Raw genomic sequence first — 15,775 nt, forward strand, 5'->3', positions numbered from 1 at the left:
GACATCCTCACAGGCGGTGACGACGGACGCCGTCGACCCAGGTCTCGCGCACCTCGATCGCCGAGATCTCCTCGGCGGGCACGGCCAGCGGATCACCGGAGAGCACCGCGAAGTCGGCGTACTTCCCGATTTCGAGCGAACCCAGGTCGTCTTCCCGCCCGATCGACACGGCGCCCTCGATCGTGTGGGCACGGAGAGCTGCGAGCGCCGAGACCCGCAGGTCGTCGGGGCCGAGTCTGTGCCCGCGGCGGGTGACGCGGGTCACCGCGGTCTGGATGGCTTCGAGCGGAATGGGCTCGGCGACCGGAGCATCCGACGAGATCGTGAACGGCACACCCGCGCGCTCGAACTCGCCCAGCGGGTTGAAGCGCTCACCCGGAGTGCCGATGGCCTCCTCGACGCCCTCGCCCCAGTTGAAGTAGTGCTGGGTCTGGTTGACCGGACGGATGCCGGAGGCGGCCATGCGCTCGATCTGCTCGGGTGTCGGCAGGCCGCAGTGCTCGATGCGGTGGCGGGCGTCGGGGTCGGGGTGCTCGGCGAGCGCGGCCTCGATCGCCGAGACGACCATCTCGATCGCGGTGGGCGACTGGGCGTGCGTCGCGGTCTGCAAGCCGGCGGCGTGCGCCTTGCTGATCAGGCCCGCGTACTCGGCGGGCTCGTGGTACAGCTGGCCGGTGCGGCACGGGTCGCCGACATAGCCGTCGGGAAAGTACGCCGTCCACCCGCCGAGCGTGCCGTCGGCGTAGAACTTGATGCCGGCGAAGCTCAGGTGCGCGTTGCCGAACTGGCCGACCAGGCCCATCTCCAGCGCTTCATCGAGCAGGTGCGACAGGAGGTACATCGACACGCGCAGCTCGAGGCGCCCTGCCTCGGCGAGACGCAGATACATGTCGAACTCGCGACGCGTGACCTGGGCGTCGCCGATCGAGGTGACCCCTCCGGCGAGGAAGCGCTGGGTTGCGGCATCCAGCTGGCGCAGATGCTCCTCCGGCTCGTCGGCGAGGTGGAAGTTCGGACCGTGATGGCCGATCTTCACCCCGTGCACACCGGTGAGGATGTTGCACGCCGCATCCGACAGCTCCCCCGTGAGCTCCCCGTCCGCGTCGCGGAAGAACTCTCCGCCGTCGGGGTTCGGGGTGTCGCGGTCGACGCCGTTGATCTCCAGCGTGTGCGAGTTCACCACACCGCCGTGACCGGAGGCGTTCATGAGGTACACCTCGCGATCGGCCGCCACCTCGTCGAGCTCGACACGCGTGGGGTGACGCTTCTCGGCCAGGTTGCGCTGCTCGTAGCCGTAGCCGCGCACCGGGCGCCCGGCGGGGAGGTCGGCGGCCGCGGCCTTCAGCAGCGCCACGATCTCGGGGATGCTGCTCGCCTTCTCCGGCCCGCAGTCGACCCAGCTCATCATCTGCCCGAACATCAGCGGGTGCGCGTGGGCGTCGACGAAGCCGGGGACGACGACCCCGTCGCCGAGGTCGATGCGTTCGGGCGAGAGGCCCACCCCTCCGCCGCCGCCTCGCACTCGGCGGGGGTGCCGATCGCGAGGATCCGCCCGCGATCGGTCAGCACCGCCGTCGCGGTGGCGGCGGCGGCATCCACCGTATGGATCGCCCGCGCGGTCAGGAGGGTGGGAGCCGTCTGGGCCGAGCGGTCGAAGGGGGTGAGCTTTCTCATGGGGAACCTGTTCGCGGTCGTGGCGTGCGGGAGGCGGAGGCGGCGCCGGTCAGGGCAGCCGGTTCGCCGTCGTGTCCGTGCGGGCGGTGAAGGATGCCGTCACGGGGGCCTCATCCGAATGCTGCGGCGCGAGACGCGTGCAGATGCCGGCGATGAGGGCCATGCCGATGAACATCGCGATGACCGACCAGATGCTGCCCGTCCACGCGATGAGCTGCGTCGCGAACCAGGGCGAGAACCCGGCCCACACCGCGGCGCCGACACCGTAGGACAGCGCGATCGAGGTGTAGCGGGCCTGCGGACGGAACATCTGCGAGAGCAGGGCGGCGATCGGCGCGTAGGTCGCACTCATCGCGATGCGCACCAGCGAGGCGAACAGGAAGATGAGCGGTTCGACGCGGCCCGGCATGATCAACAGGAACGGCACGAACGTGAGCACCGAGGTGACCAGGCCGATGTACATGACGTTCTTGCGCCCCCACTTGTCGCCCAGCCAGGCGACGGGGAGGGTCACCACGAACTCCACGAAGGAGGCGATCGTCATGGCGTCGAGGATGACCTGCTCGCTCACGGAGATCGGCTCGCCGGTCGCGTACGCGGTGACGAAGGTGGTGGCCAGGTAGTAGCCGCCGGTCGAGATGGGCAGGATGCCGATGCCGAGCAGGATCGGACGCCAGTTGGTGCGCAGAGCGAAGGCCAACGGCATCGACTGCTTGCGACCCTCGACCTTCGCCTCGAAGACCGGCGTCTCCTCGACGCGGTAGCGCACCCAGAAGCCGACCCCGACCAGCACGATCGACAGCAGGAACGGGATGCGCCAGCCGCCGTTGATGATGAAGTCGTCGCCCATGCGGGTCATGATCGCGAAGATGCCCGAAGCCAGCAGCGCACCGGCCGGGTTGCCGAGCTGCGTGAAGCCGCCGTAGAAGGTCTTGGACTTCTCGGGCGCATGCTCGACGCTCATGAGCACCGCACCGCCCCACTCGCCGCCGACCGCGAGACCCTGCACGGCGCGGAGCAGGATCAGGAGGATCGGGGCGAGGATGCCGATGTTCTCGTACGTCGGCAGGCAGCCGACCAGCACCGTCGCAGCGCCCATCATCAGCAGCGTGATCACGAGCGAGGTGCGGCGGCCGAGCTTGTCGCCGATGTGGCCGAAGATGATGCCGCCGAGGGGGCGGACGAGGAAGGCGACGGCGAAGGTCGCGAAGGCCGCTGCGGTCTCGGCCAGGCGGTCGCCGCTCGGGAAGAACAGCGGACCGAAGACGAGTGCGGCTGCTGTCGCATAGACGTAGAAGTCGTACCACTCGATGGTGGTGCCGACGAAGGCGGCGATGCCGGCGCGTCGCGCCCGGCTGTGGGTGCCGCTGGTGGGGGTGGTGGTCATGAGGGTGCCCGCTCCTTTGCGGAAGATGTCGGATAGCGAAGGATGCTACGGACGTCTGCGCCTGGCGGCAAGATCAGAACTCCAGTGATAGCGAGTATTCACTGGAGAAGTGATCGTTGTTCGCGGCAAGTCGTGCCTTCCCCTCGGTCGAGGAGCTTCTTACACTGAGGATATGCACGGAGAGGCGTGCGATCGCGGGAAACTGACGAGATGGGTGGATCCATGGACTTCGACGCCGAACTCATCCGCGCGCTGCAGGAGGACGGCCGGGCCAGCATCCGCTCCCTCGCCGCGCGCGTCGGGCAGTCGAGGGCCGTGGTGGCCGCGCGGCTGCGCACCCTGCTCGCCGATCGCACGGTACGGGTGGTCGCGGCCGTCGACCCGGTGTTCCTCGGCCAGCACGTGCTCGCCCACGTCTCGATCCGCACCGACGGGGCCGTGGAGGTCGTGGCGGAGCATCTGCGCGACATGAGCGAGACCGTGCTCGTGTCGGCGGTCGGCGGGGCCCATGACATCGTCACCGAGGTGCGCGTCGGGTCGATGTCGGAACTGCACGACCTGCTCGCCCGTATCCGCGCGAGCGCCGGGGTGCTCGACATCAACACGATCATCTACTCGACCGTCGTCAAGGGCTTCTTCGTGTCGGAGTACCACGGCGGGGTGACGCTCGACACCACCGACGAAGCCCTGATCGAGCACCTGCAGGCCGACGGGCGCATGAGCTTCCGGGCCCTCGGGGAGCAGGTGCGCCTCTCGCCCAGCGCCGTCGCGACGAGGGTGCAGCGCCTGATCGACGCCGGAGTCATCAAGATCAGCGCGGTGGAGGCACGGGGCCTCGCGCACCGGCAGCTCTCGATGGGCGTCGGCATGACCCTCGGCGACGACGACGAAGCCGTGATCGAGGAGCTGCGCCGCGGCCGCGGGGTGGACTTCGCCGCACGCACCCTCGGACGGTTCGACGCCGTCGCCACGCTCGTCGAACCGTCCGCGGGGGCGCTGTATGCAAGCCTCGAACGCCTGCGCGCCCTGCCCGGCGTCACGCGCATCGAGGCCTGGCTGCACCTCGCGGTCCTCAAGGAGGACTATGCCCGCACGCTCCGCCCGCTGCGCGCGGACTGAGAGAGGGGCCCCCTCAGCGGGTGCCGGCTATCGACCAGAGGTCGTAGGAGTAGAGGGAGTCGCACGTGGCCTGGCTCCAATCCTGGTCGTCCACGGTCGGCAGGCTCGAGCACGAGCTGGTGAACACCACCTCCGGTGCATCCGGCTCCGGCAGTTCGCCGGTCCAGGTGCGAACCAGTCCCGCGTTGTGGACCCGGTCGAAACCGGTGAGCTCTTCGTCGATGTCGCCGGACGGCGCCCAGGTGCCGGTACCCCGCAGGAAGTGCTTCAGCGGCATCCGGTCGACCTGCACCGATGGTCCGATCCACCAGGGATTGTCGACAGGGTAGGGATGCTGCTCTCGAACGACCATGACCTCCCGCCGTGACGGGTCGATCGCCATGTCGAAGCCATTGAGGTAGTCGGGCGCTCCGTCGGCGCCGGTGAGTCCCGCGTTCGTCACCTGACGCTCGGGGGAGACACGCAGCCGGTCCACCCTCGACAGGTCGACCGTCACCACGTACGCCCTCGTCGACGAATCGCCGCGCGTGTACCCCAGGATCACGCGGCCCGACGCGGCGGACAGAGAGACCGCCGTCGGCTGACCCGCACCCCAGCTCGTGGTGTCCGGGGTCGTGACGATCGGATCCGGATACTTGAGCCACGGGCCCTCCGGGTCCTCGGCGAACGCGACACCGATCTGGTTGTGGGCGCTGGCGTCGACATCGTTGCCGAGATAGAACATGGCGTAGCGGTAGCGGGTGCCATCCCAGTCGAACCGGCCCTTGACGACGCTGGGGTCGCACGTGTGGAAGCTGTCCCACGCCGCCCCGGTCGAGGCCTGGAGCACCGACTCCGAGCTGACGACGACGCCGTCGACGCGCTTCGTCAGGTAGATGTGGTCTTCGATCACACGGAACTCGTCGTTGTGACAGGTCCAGATCCACTCCGTGTCGCCGTCGCGCACCACCGACGGCGCATAGGCGTAGTACCCCTCTGCGGGCGCGTACACCGACTCGACAGTGGCGGGATCCCACTCGACGCCGTCCGGCATGTCAGCCGACGCCGGGGTCTGCGCGCCCAGCACCATCGCCATGAGCGCCGCTGCCACGGCGGTTCCTCTCGCGGTCCTTCTTCTCTTCGGTCCGAGCATCATCGCTCCTCTCCTCCGGGCACGGTGCCCGATCAGTCGTTTCGCGGTCCCGCATAGGCACGGGGTCGCGGGTCGCGCACGTCCCCAGTTGTGGACCCCTGCCATATGGGCGGTGTGAATCCGCAGTAGAGCGCAGGCAACGCCTCCTGCAAGGCGCGCTCATACTCCGCGGGGTCATCGCGCCGGAAGACCCGCACGCGGTCATCGGAGTCCGCGTCGACGTCGAACGTGTACAACCCCGACTCGTGGGTGCGCACCCGAGCGGTGACGAGCTCGTTCGCGATCACGGCATCGTCATCCGAGATCTCTGCCTCGTCGATGATCCGATGCGTACCGTCGACCCGTCGCACCACTGCCGAACCGGAGACGATCAACCAGGCCGCCGTCTCCCACACGGCGTGACGCCGCCCGTAGACCCGCCCTGCCGCCTCACGGGAGGGGTCTTCGTCGAGCGCCCGGAGGAAATCGATCCGCGTCTCCCCACCGAGCCCGTACAGGAGATAGCGACGCAGTGCCGGATGCATACGCTCGATCCAGGCGAGATCCTCCAACCACCAGACCGTGTTGTGCACGTCGGGCGTATAGCAGTCGACCGCCGAGGCGCACGGATAGAGTGCGAGCGGGAGCCCGGAGTCGACGACCCGACGCGCGGCGATCGGATCGAGGTAGATGTTCCATTCGAGGTAGTCGAGGGTCGTCGAACCAGCGGAGAGGTGCACGGCCGCTACTTTCTCGCGCATCAACTCCGGGTCGCGGTTGAAAGCGACGGCGATCGGCCTGGCCGACCCGAAGGACATGATGTGCACGGGTTCGTCCGATGTCCGAAGCGTCTCCAGGATCAACTCCGGCCCCTGCTGCTGGAAGACCGGGACATCGCGCATCTCGTCATCGAGGTCGCGCATACGGGCGAAGGGCGAGACGGCGGACGGCACCCTCGTGCCGAACAGTGCGTTGAGCTGTGCCACCGGGATGATCCCCGGGTCACGGGGCCCGGGATACCCGAGCACTCCCTCCCGGACGGACTCGCGCTTCTCGATCGACACATCGAGGATGACCGCACGCAGATCGATGCGCTCGGAGGCGAACGGGAAGACCAGATCGAAGTTGTCGCCCGGATCTTCCGGGGGCAGGTAGAGGTCGGTCACGACGATCACAGGGGTGGACATGGCGTTAATCTACTCGAATAGACTCGCAGAACGAAGACATACTTGACTCGGGCCATCCCCCGGAGAGGAAGTACCCGTGCCGAAGCAGGATGCACAAGAGCAACCGGCCAGGGCCGCGACGCGCACCGACGTCGCCCGCCTCGCCGGCGTGAGCACCGCGGTCGTGAGCTATGTCGTCAACAACGGTCCGCGACCGGTCGCGGCATCGACCAGGACGCGGGTCCTCGCCGCGATGGACGAGCTCGACTACCGGCCGAACGCGGTGGCGCGCGCGCTCCGGATGCGCAGCGCACAAGCCGTGGGGCTCGTCGTGCCCGACGTGAGCAACACCTACTTCGGCGCGCTCGCGAGGGAGCTGTCCGTGCAGGCCTTCACGGCCGGATACGCTCTCCTCCTCGGCGACGCCGACAACGACATCGACCGCGAGCGGGCCCAGGTCGAGTCGCTCGTGAGCCACCAGATCGACGGCCTCGTCATCGTCAGCCTCGACCCCGCATCGGTGGCCGAGACGGGCACGACTCCGACCGTGTTCCTCGATCAGCGGTCGCGCCCCGGCCAGCTCTCGGTCATCGTGGACGACCGCGGCGGCGCCGCCACGGCCGTCTCGCATCTGATCGGTCACGGACGTACACGGATCGCTCTGCTGAGCGGCCCGCTCGGCGCCCCCGGGGTCTCGGAGCGCGAACAGGATGGCGGCAGGAACTCGAAGCCGCCGGCCTGCCGACCGGCGACGACCTGATCGTGCGGAGCGAATTCTCCCGCGCAGGCGGATTCGAGGCGGGGCTGGATCTGCTCTCCCGCGGCGGACGACCGGATGCCGTGTTCGTGACCTCCGATGTGCAGGCGCTGGGCCTGCTCGCCGCAGCGCGCCGACTCCACCTCGACGTCCCGAGCGATCTCGCGGTGGTCTCGTTCGACGGCACCGAGGATGCCGTGTTCAGCGACCCCCGCTCACCGCGATCGAGCAGCCGATCCATCGCATCGCCGAGACCGCCCTGGCCGCGGTGCTCGAGAAAGGTCTGGAGCACTCTCCTCTCACGATCCCGGTCGATCTCGTCGTGCGGGATTCGTGCGGATGCGGAGCCGAGCGCCGCTAGCCCGCGGACGCGACCTCCCGCCCAGACTCGGCATCCCACGCATCCAGGTCGCTCGCGGTCGGATACGACGACTGGGCGCCACGGCGCGTAGCGGCATAGGCGCCGACCAGGACCGCACGCCGTACGGCACCGACGAGCGGCTCACCTGCCGCGATCCGCTCGACCAGTGCTCCGAGGAATGCGTCGCCGCACCCACTCGTGTCCACCGCATCGACGCGGACGGCAGCCACTGACGTGACCGCCCCTTCGTCGAGCACCAGAGCACCCCGTGATCCGCGGGTCACGACCACCGCTCCACCGCGCAGGGCGGGAGGCATCTCGAGCGCCGGCGCATGCAGCACTCCCCGAAGCGCGCGAACTCATGCTCGTTCACGACCAGCACCTGCGGATGCGGCATCCCGTCCGGCAGCGCTCGGAAGGGCGAAGGGTTGTGCACCACGACAGCACCGAGAGCGGAAGCGCGAACCGCGGCGGCGACCACGACCGGATCGGACAGCTCGTTGCCCGTCACGACGACGTCGCCCGCGACGAGGTCTTCCCGCACCTGCCGCGGGTCGACGAGTGCGTTGACGCCACTGTCGACGACGATCACGTTCTCTCCGCCGCGATCAACGATGATCGTCGCCTCCCCGGTCGCCCCGGCGACCTGACGCACGGCGGAGACGTCGACGCCGGCCTCCCGCACCGCCGTCGCCAGCGTGCGCCCCGCATCGTCATCACCCACGGCTCCGATCAACGCGACTCTGCCGCCGAGGAGCGCAGCCGCGACTGCTTGGTTCGCCCCCTTGCCCCCCGGGGCCCGCAGAACCGGAGCGGAGTGCAGGGTCTCCCCGGGTTCGGGAAGCCGGTCCACTCGCAGCGTGCTGTCGAGGTTCAGCGATCCGACCACGACGATGCGTCCGGTCATCCTTTCAACCCCGTCGTCGACAGGGACTCGGTGTACTGCTTCTGGAAGAACAGCAGGAGAATCATCGGGATGACGCTGAGCACGAACGATCCCGCCAGGATCTGCCCCAGATCCACCGTGAACGCCGTGCTGAGATTCGCAAGGACGATCGGGGCGAGCTGACGCTCGGGCGATGTGCCGATCAGAAGCGGCCACAGGTATGCCTGCCACTGAGACAGGAACAGCATCATGCCCGCGCCGATCAACGCCGGCTTCGACAGGGGGAGCACGATCCGCCACAGCGTCCCGAATCGACCGAGCCCGTCGACTTCGGCCGCGTCGATCAGTTCACCCGGCACGCCCATGAAGAACTGGCGGAGGACGAAGATGGCGAAGCCGTTCGCCAGCGCAGGAAGGACGAGCCCGGCATAGGAATCGCTGAGACCCCACCCTTGGAACAGCGACGACAGGGGGATCGCGATCGCATCGAAGGGAATCATGGCGACCATGATGATGAAGCTGAAGATGATTCCGCGTCCACGGAACTCCATCGTCGCCAGCGCATAGGCAGCCGGGATCGCAATCGCGAGTCCGACGAGGATGGTCAGCCCCGCGACGAGGAAGCTGTTGAACAGGCCGAGGAGAAACGCCCCGGATCCCAGCGCGGAGTAGTTCGAGAAGTCGCCGCCGACGGGGACGAAGGCCAACCACGACAACGGCGTCATGTTCTCGACGTAGGTGTTGCCCGGCCGCATCGACGAGGCGAAGACCCACCACAGCGGGAGAAACACCGAGACGGCGACCAGCGCCGCGGCCGTGGTGAGCAGGATGGTCGCTCCGCGCTTTCGCCTCATGAACGATCCTCCTTCAGGAGCCGGAACTGGATCAGCACGATCACCGAGAGCATGAGCATCAGCACGACCACTTCGGCCTGCCCGACTCCCATATCACCGAGGAGATACGCACGGTTGTAGATGTCGTACATGATGAGGTTCGTCGAACCGTTCGGCCCGCCTTTCGTGAGGATCTGGACCGGCGCGAACAGCAGGAACGACCCCACCGTGCAGGCGATCAGGACGAAGGCCATGGGGCGTTTCAGCAACGGCAGAGTGATGGCGAAGAGCCGACGCCACCAGCCGGCGCCGTCGAGGGCGGCCGCCTCGTACAGAGACCCCGGAATGTCCTTGAGGCCGGCGATGATGAAGATCATCCAGTAGCCCAGAGCACCCCACGTCACCATGATCCCGATCGAGAACGCCGCCTGATTGGCCGAGGTGAGGAAGGGCTGGGCGGGCAGCCCGACCGCCTCCAGCATCCCGTTGACCAGACCGTCCGGTTGGAGCGCAGTGCTCCAGATCAGCGCGACGACGGCGCCAGGCACCGCCGCCGGTACGAAGATCATCGACCGCCACAGCCCCACCAGCGGAATGTTCTGCACGAGCAGCAACGCCAGCGCCGTGGAGAGGATCACGACGACCGGGTTGAGCACCAGGTTGAACACGAGCGTCACGACCAGGACCGAGTGGAAGTTCGGATCGCCGAACAGGTAGATGTAGTTCGCGAGGCCGTCGAACGTGGTCTCTCCCGTCGCCAGCGAGACGTGCTGGAAGCTGAGGCCGACGGCGCTGACGAGCGGGACGACGCGCATCATCACGAGCGTGATGAGCGCAGGCGCCAGCATGGCCATCGCGATGTATGTGATGCGCCGGGCCTTTCGGCGACGGAGCGGACGGAGGTCGCCGCCCGCAGCGATCGGGGTCGATGCCCCGATCGCTGCGGGCCGGTGTGTGCGGGTTCTGCTCATGTCATCTCACGTGGTGTCGCGGGGGTCGTGCCACGCCGGCGGGTCATTGGAGCCGAGCGATCTGAGCCTCGATGTCTTTGTCGGCCTGCGCGGCACGCTCAGCCGGGTCCGAACCGTTGCGGATGTCGGAGAACATCTGGTTCGCGCCCGGCTCGAACACGCTGTAGCCGAGGACGCCGGGGCGATGCACGGCGTTGTTCTCGAGCTGGTACTGCATGATGGCGCCGAAGTTCGCCGTCGCATCGCCTCCGACCGCACTCATGTCGTCGGCATAGGTCGCGTACGCCTCTTTGTTCGTCGGCGCGATGCCGGCAACCTCGGCCGACTCCGCATTTCCCTTCGGATCGATCGTCAAGTACTCCAGGAACTCCCGCGCTGCGTCCTCCTTCGCGGTCTTCGCCGAGATCGCGACCGACCACGAGTCGGTGGAGGTCGCCTGCTCGCCACCCTCGAAGAAGGGTGCCGGCGCGACACCGTAGGAGATGTCGCCGGCCTCGGCGACGTTCACGCCCCATGGCCCCGAGATGATGAAACCTGCCTTGCCCGTCTGGAAGAGGGCGCCGTTCTTGTCGTTCGTGATCCCCCGGGGCGACAGCCCGTCCTCGAACAGGTCGTGGTACCACGTCAGGGCCTTCTGCCATCCGTCGTTCGAGAAGTCGACGTCCCCGTCGGCATCGATGCCGTCACCTCCACCGGCAGAGACTCCGACCATCTGCAGCTGGTAGTACGAGTCCCACTGGTCGAACAGGAACGGATACTCGGCGGCGCCCGCATCCTTGATCTTCTGCGCCGCGGCGGTGAGTTCTTCGTACGTCCATGGTTCCGCGGGATCGTCACTCGGCGGTTCGACCCCAGCCGCGGCGAGGATGTCGGGGTTGTAGTACAGGAACTGCGACGTCGTCCATGTCTCGAGCGCATAGAGTTTGCCGTCCGCCTCGCGAGCGGTGACCATGTCCTCACTGACGGCGGCGGCGACCGCATCGTCCTTGAGATCGGAGATGTCGGCGAGGAAGCCCCGGTTCGCCCAGTCGAGCACGGCCCCGCCGGCATCGACCACCATGAGGTCGATGTCTCCTCCGCCCCCGGTCATGCGCTGGTTGATCGTGCTCGTGTACTGGGCGTAGGGGATGTTGAGCTGCTTGACGGTGATGTCGGGGTGCGACTTCTCGAACGCGTCGATCACCAGCGCCCAGGTCTCCGCCGGGTCTGCGTTCGCGAAGGTCAGAGTGACCTTCTCGCCGGAAGCGGATCCGGTGTCCGATCCGGAATCGGCTGGTGCGCAGGCGGCGAGGCCGATAGCGCCGACGGTCAGTGCGGTGGCGAAGGCACCGAGACGCAATGCTGTGGTCTTCATGGTTCTCTCCTCATTGAGTGGTGGTTCGGGTGCGGGTGAAACGAAGGTCAGGAGCGGAGGCGGGCGCCGCGCAGAATGCGTTCGAGGATCTCGGTGGCGACGGCATCCACGTCCATGTCGACGACGATCGAGTGGGGTCCGGATTCCGAGCGGACGAAACCCGTCAGACCGGCGTCGGCGCCATCGAGCTGCACCGAGATCTCCCCGCGCGCGAGCTCGAAGAGGTCCGGTCGGGCGAGCATGAGCACCGCGATGGGGTCGTGCGGAACATTGTGGTCCTGCGCGGCGAAAGACCAGAAGCGACGCATCTCGGCGCCGATCATCGCACCCAGCGGCCCGGCCTCGGCGATGCGGTCGAGCTCGGCGTGAGCGAGTCTGATCCGTTCCGTCTGCTCGAGTCCCACCGCCGCGACGGGCACACCCGAGCGGAAGACCGCATCGGCCGCGGCGATGTCGCACCGGATGTTGTGCTCCACGATGCCTGCGTCGAATTCGCCGCCCATCATGACGATGCGGCGGATGCGGTGCCCGCTCGCCTCGACCGCGGCTGCGACATCCGTGAGGGGGCCGATCGCGGCCACGGTGTCCGCTCGAGCGAGTTCGGCGATACCGTCGCGGTCGGCGCTGTAGGTGTGGGCGGCGAGACCGTCGATGGTCTCGCCCTCGTGCCCAGGCCACCACACCTCCCGACCGGAGCGGGTCTCGCGCTCTCCCAGAGCGATGGGCGGGGCGGGGCGGCCTATCGTCGCGAAGACGGCCGCGACGATCTGGGCACGGAGGTGCACATCGCCGTAGACGGTGCAGACGGCCTCGAGCTCCAGTTCCGGGCTGCCGAGGATCATCGCGATCGCAAGCAGATCGTCGACATCCGTCCCGATGTCGGTGTCGAGCGTGAAGGGGGCGGGGGTCATCTGCATGCTTCGGACTCTACACGAGTAGATTTGCAGCATCAAGCCTCATCTCTGTCGCGGTGCTTCTGCGATGCCCGGAGCGCAGAAGCGTGCGTCTCTCCCACACGCATCCGTCGCGGACCCGCACTCTGACACGGCGCGCCGTCACCGGGCGTTCACCCGGCGCGGCCAGACTTCGAACATGAGCGAACCCGAATCTCGCCAGGGCGTCCCCGAGCCCGTGGCGACCGCCAACAGCGGCGCCGTCGCCGTCGTCGGCCTCGACCTGCGCGGCGAGACACCTGCACCGAAGAAGCAGGTGTACTCCTGGGCGCTGTGGGACTGGGCGACGCAGCCCTTCAACACCGTGATCCTCACGTTCGTCTTCACGGCGCTGTACCTCGTCGGCGAGGGCTTCCTCCCGGCGGATGTCGCGGCGCTCGATGAGAGCGACCCGGTCCGACTCGCTGCGGAGGCCGACCTCGCCTCGGGACTCGGGCTCGGGTCGACCATCGCGGCCTTCGGCATCCTGCTGCTCGCTCCGGTGCTCGGACAGCGGGCGGATGCGGCGGGACGCCAGAAGCTCTGGCTCGGGATCGGCACCGGCGCCCTCGTGCTCTGCATGCTCGGCCTGTGGTTCGTCGAACCGACCCCGAGCCTGTTCTGGCTGGGCGTCGCGCTGATCTCAGCGGCGACGGTGTTCCAGGAGATCGCCGCGGTGAACTCCAACGCGATGCTCATCGGGATCGCGAACCCCAAGAACGTGGGCCGGATCTCCGGGCTCGGCTGGGGGTTCGGCTACCTCGGCGGGATCATCGCCCTCGTGATCGTCGTCGTGCTCGACACGTTCGACTGGTTCGGCATGTCCACCGACAACGGTCTCGCGTACCGGCTGATCGCGGTCGGCTGCGCGGTGTGGGCGATCATCTTCAGCATCCCGATCTTCCTCAACGTGCCGGAGCCCTCGCTCGGGCGGCCGGATCGCAAGGTCGGCTTCTTCGCCTCGTACCCGCTGCTGGTGAAGGACGTCGTCGGCCTCTACCGCAACGAGGAGACCCGGCCCACCTTCTGGTACCTGCTCGCGAGCGCGGTGTTCCGCGACGGCCTCGGTGGCGTGTTCGCCTTCGGAGCGATCATCGGCACCGCGGTTTTCAAGTTCGGCACGCAGGACATCATCATCTTCGGCATCGCGGCGAACCTGATCGCAGGGGTCTCGACGATCGCCGCCGGACGACTCGACGACAGCCTCGGACCGAAGCGCATCATCCTCACCTCGATCGGCTCGATGATCGTCGCCGGTCTCGCGGTGTTCTTCCTCCGGGATGGCGGGGCGACGGTGTTCTGGGTCGGCGGCCTCATCCTGTGCGCGTTCGTGGGGCCCGCCCAGGCAGCGGCGCGGTCGTTCCTCGCCCGGGTCACACCGGCCGGCCGGGAGGGTGAGATCTTCGGGCTCTACGCCACGACGGGTCGGGCGGCGAGCTGGATGGCATCGGGCGCCTGGACGGTGCTGATCGTGCTGACCAGCCAGACCGCCTACGGCATCCTGGGCATCGTGGTCGTCCTGATCGCCGGCTTCCTGCTGCTGCTCCCGGTGAAGGCTCCGCGCTGAGTCATCGACTCCCGCGGCGGGAGTAGCCTGACCGCGTGACCGTGATCCTCGCCTTCCTCGCCAACATCCTCGTCGCCGTGGCGAAGACGATCGCCGCGATCATCACCTCGTCGGCGTCGATGGTGGCCGAGGCGGCGCACTCGTGGGCGGATGCCGGCAACGAGGTCTTCCTCCTGATCGCCGACCGCCGCGGCGCGAAGACCAAAGATGCGCGGCATCCGCTCGGCTATGGGCGCAACGCCTTCGTGTGGTCGCTCATCGCGGCCTTCGGAATCTTCACAGCCGGATCGATCGTGTCGATCATGCACGGCATCCAGGAGTTGTCGGACACCGGCCCCGTCGAGAGCCCGATGGTGGCCTACGTCGTGCTGGGGGTCTCGTTCGTGCTCGAGGGCGCGTCGTTCACGCAGGCGATGGTGAAGTCCCGGCGCCTGGCCAAGGAGCGCGGTTCGTCGACCTGGGGCTTCGTGCTGGAGACGAGCGACACCACGCTGCGCGCCGTGTTCTTCGAGGACTCCGCCGCGCTCGTCGGCCTCGCGATCGCTGCCGGCGCCATCGCGATGCATCAGATCACCGGTATCGCCGCCTGGGACGCGATCGGCTCGATCCTCGTCGGCGTACTGCTGGGCGTGGTCGCGATCATCCTGATCCGACGCAACATCGCCTTCCTGGTCGGGGCCACGGCTGCGCCGAAGCTGCACGCTCGCGTCGGCGCCGCTCTGCTGGGGTTGGACGACATCGAGCGGGTCACCTATCTGCACATCGAGTACGTCGGCCCGAACCGGCTGTTCATCGTGGCCGAGATCGACCTGGCCGGCGATGCCCGCGAGCACGATGTGGCACGTCGGCTGCGCGATGTCGAACGGCGGATCGAGGCGCATGAAGCCGTCGAGACCGTCGTGCTGTCGCTCTCCGTCGACGACGAAGCGTCGCTCGAGTTCCCGGGTGTCTCGCGCTGAGGGGCTCAGCGCCGCCAGTTGTCGGCGAGCTTGTTCAGCAGCCGGGCAAGCTCGACGCGCTCGTCATCGGTGAAGGATGCGAGAGCGGTCGTGAGCATCTCACGGCGCTCACCGCGCATGCCGCGGGCGAGCTTGCGCCCCTCGTCTGTGAGGGCGATGCGGGTGCGTCGAGCGTCGTCGGGGTCGGCTTCGCGCCGCACGAAGCCGTGATCGACACCCTGCTGCACAAGTCGTGAGGCCCGCGGCTGATCGACGCCGATCGCGATACCGAGGTCACTGACGCTGAGCGGAGCGGACGCCGCGGCCAGCGCTTCGAGCATGCGCATGCGAGCGGGTCCCCCAGTCGACCGGACGGGTCGGCCATCCAGGGGGCATGCCGGGGTGACCGCGGTGGTGATCGAAGTGGTCGCGGGCATCGTCGCCGTGCGGCCCTTGATGCGGACCCCGTGCCAGCCGTGCGGACCTCCGTGACCGCGACCGCGATCGGCGGAGCCTCGCCCACCCGGGCCGCGCTCGCCCGGACGACGGCCGCGCAGGCGGGCCAGCGCCTGCGCGATGGCTTCGGCGGGGTCCTGCTCGGCGGAGTCGCGCGATTCAGAGTCGTGCGGTTCGGTGTCGTTCGGGTCGGTGGTCACGATCCGATTTTACATGCGACTTGACATGTACTCGGACTCCATGTCACACTACATGTACATGCA

At 68.0% G+C, this 15,775-nt stretch carries 15 protein-coding genes and 1 pseudogene; 5 read left to right on the forward strand and 11 right to left on the reverse strand.

The features are described from left to right. Positions 1–7: 7 nt before the first annotated feature. A pseudogene (locus tag K1X59_RS19235) lies at positions 8–1,674 on the reverse strand (amidohydrolase). A gap of 49 nt (positions 1,675–1,723) precedes the next feature. After that, entirely contained in the window at positions 1,724–3,061 is a 1,338-nt protein-coding gene (locus K1X59_RS19240; RefSeq protein ID WP_183151225.1) for an MFS transporter, read from the reverse strand. Between the two features lie 210 nt (positions 3,062–3,271). On the opposite strand from K1X59_RS19240, the gene K1X59_RS19245 reads away from it, so the two are divergent. Beyond that, positions 3,272–4,180 carry an Lrp/AsnC family transcriptional regulator gene (locus K1X59_RS19245; RefSeq protein ID WP_258566948.1) on the forward strand — a complete coding sequence of 303 codons (909 nt, stop codon included), beginning with the start codon at positions 3,272–3,274 and terminating at the stop codon, positions 4,178–4,180. A gap of 13 nt (positions 4,181–4,193) precedes the next feature. Here the strand turns inward: K1X59_RS19245 and K1X59_RS19250 are convergent, their stop codons facing one another. Together K1X59_RS19250 and K1X59_RS19255 are read right to left on the reverse strand one after the other, a co-directional pair. Next, positions 4,194–5,270 carry a hypothetical protein gene (locus tag K1X59_RS19250; protein WP_183151226.1) on the reverse strand — a complete coding sequence of 359 codons (1,077 nt, stop codon included), beginning with the start codon at positions 5,268–5,270 and terminating at the stop codon, positions 4,194–4,196. A 74-nt stretch (positions 5,271–5,344) separates the two neighbouring features. Continuing rightward, entirely contained in the window at positions 5,345–6,478 is a 1,134-nt protein-coding gene (locus tag K1X59_RS19255; RefSeq protein WP_183151227.1) for a nucleoside hydrolase, read from the reverse strand. Positions 6,479–6,554: 76 nt separating this feature from the next. Here K1X59_RS19255 and K1X59_RS19260 point away from each other — a divergent pair, with 76 nt between their 5' ends. Further along, on the forward strand, positions 6,555–7,217 hold the full coding sequence (locus K1X59_RS19260; protein WP_220173740.1) for a LacI family DNA-binding transcriptional regulator: 663 nt from the start codon (positions 6,555–6,557) through the stop codon (positions 7,215–7,217). 2 nt (positions 7,218–7,219) lie between these two features. Continuing rightward, positions 7,220–7,666: a substrate-binding domain-containing protein gene (locus K1X59_RS23000; RefSeq protein ID WP_396652555.1), complete on the forward strand. Its 447-nt coding sequence runs from the start codon at positions 7,220–7,222 to the stop codon at positions 7,664–7,666. Here the strand turns inward: K1X59_RS23000 and K1X59_RS19270 are convergent. The 6 genes from K1X59_RS19270 to K1X59_RS19295 are packed head-to-tail and all read right to left on the reverse strand — an operon-like array spanning position 7,572 to position 12,569. Continuing rightward, complete coding sequence (locus tag K1X59_RS19270) at positions 7,572–7,859, reverse strand: PfkB family carbohydrate kinase (RefSeq protein ID WP_220173741.1); 288 nt, start codon at positions 7,857–7,859, stop codon at positions 7,572–7,574. The genes K1X59_RS23000 and K1X59_RS19270 overlap by 95 nt on opposite strands. Next, positions 7,856–8,482, reverse strand: a complete 627-nt coding sequence (locus K1X59_RS19275) for a PfkB family carbohydrate kinase (RefSeq protein ID WP_220173742.1) — start codon at positions 8,480–8,482, stop codon at positions 7,856–7,858. The genes K1X59_RS19270 and K1X59_RS19275 overlap by 4 nt, the downstream gene beginning before the upstream one ends. Next, positions 8,479–9,315 (reverse strand): carbohydrate ABC transporter permease, encoded by an 837-nt coding sequence (locus K1X59_RS19280; protein ID WP_183151230.1) that lies wholly within the window; start codon positions 9,313–9,315, stop codon positions 8,479–8,481. Before K1X59_RS19280 ends, K1X59_RS19275 begins: the two co-directional genes overlap by 4 nt. Continuing rightward, positions 9,312–10,265 carry a carbohydrate ABC transporter permease gene (locus K1X59_RS19285; protein ID WP_183151231.1) on the reverse strand — a complete coding sequence of 318 codons (954 nt, stop codon included), beginning with the start codon at positions 10,263–10,265 and terminating at the stop codon, positions 9,312–9,314. Before K1X59_RS19285 ends, K1X59_RS19280 begins: the two co-directional genes overlap by 4 nt. Before the next feature lie 43 nt (positions 10,266–10,308). After that, the gene (locus tag K1X59_RS19290) at positions 10,309–11,619 is read right to left on the reverse strand and encodes a sugar ABC transporter substrate-binding protein (RefSeq protein ID WP_183151232.1); all 1,311 of its coding nucleotides are present in this window, start codon (positions 11,617–11,619) and stop codon (positions 10,309–10,311) included. Positions 11,620–11,666: 47 nt separating this feature from the next. Then, the gene (locus K1X59_RS19295) at positions 11,667–12,569 is read right to left on the reverse strand and encodes a nucleoside hydrolase (protein ID WP_202045382.1); all 903 of its coding nucleotides are present in this window, start codon (positions 12,567–12,569) and stop codon (positions 11,667–11,669) included. A 142-nt stretch (positions 12,570–12,711) separates the two neighbouring features. On the opposite strand from K1X59_RS19295, the gene K1X59_RS19300 reads away from it, so the two are divergent. Beyond that, positions 12,712–14,118, forward strand: a complete 1,407-nt coding sequence (locus K1X59_RS19300) for an MFS transporter (RefSeq protein ID WP_183151233.1) — start codon at positions 12,712–12,714, stop codon at positions 14,116–14,118. Between the two features lie 35 nt (positions 14,119–14,153). Beyond that, complete coding sequence (locus K1X59_RS19305) at positions 14,154–15,077, forward strand: cation diffusion facilitator family transporter (protein ID WP_183151234.1); 924 nt, start codon at positions 14,154–14,156, stop codon at positions 15,075–15,077. 5 nt (positions 15,078–15,082) lie between these two features. Here K1X59_RS19305 and K1X59_RS22095 read toward each other — a convergent pair whose 3' ends face one another. Further along, the gene (locus K1X59_RS22095; protein ID WP_258566949.1) at positions 15,083–15,712 is read right to left on the reverse strand and encodes a MarR family winged helix-turn-helix transcriptional regulator; all 630 of its coding nucleotides are present in this window, start codon (positions 15,710–15,712) and stop codon (positions 15,083–15,085) included. Positions 15,713–15,775 lie beyond the last annotated feature (63 nt).

This window comes from Microbacterium sp. Se5.02b (genome assembly GCF_019464375.1).
In the GTDB taxonomy this organism is placed as follows: domain Bacteria; phylum Actinomycetota; class Actinomycetes; order Actinomycetales; family Microbacteriaceae; genus Microbacterium.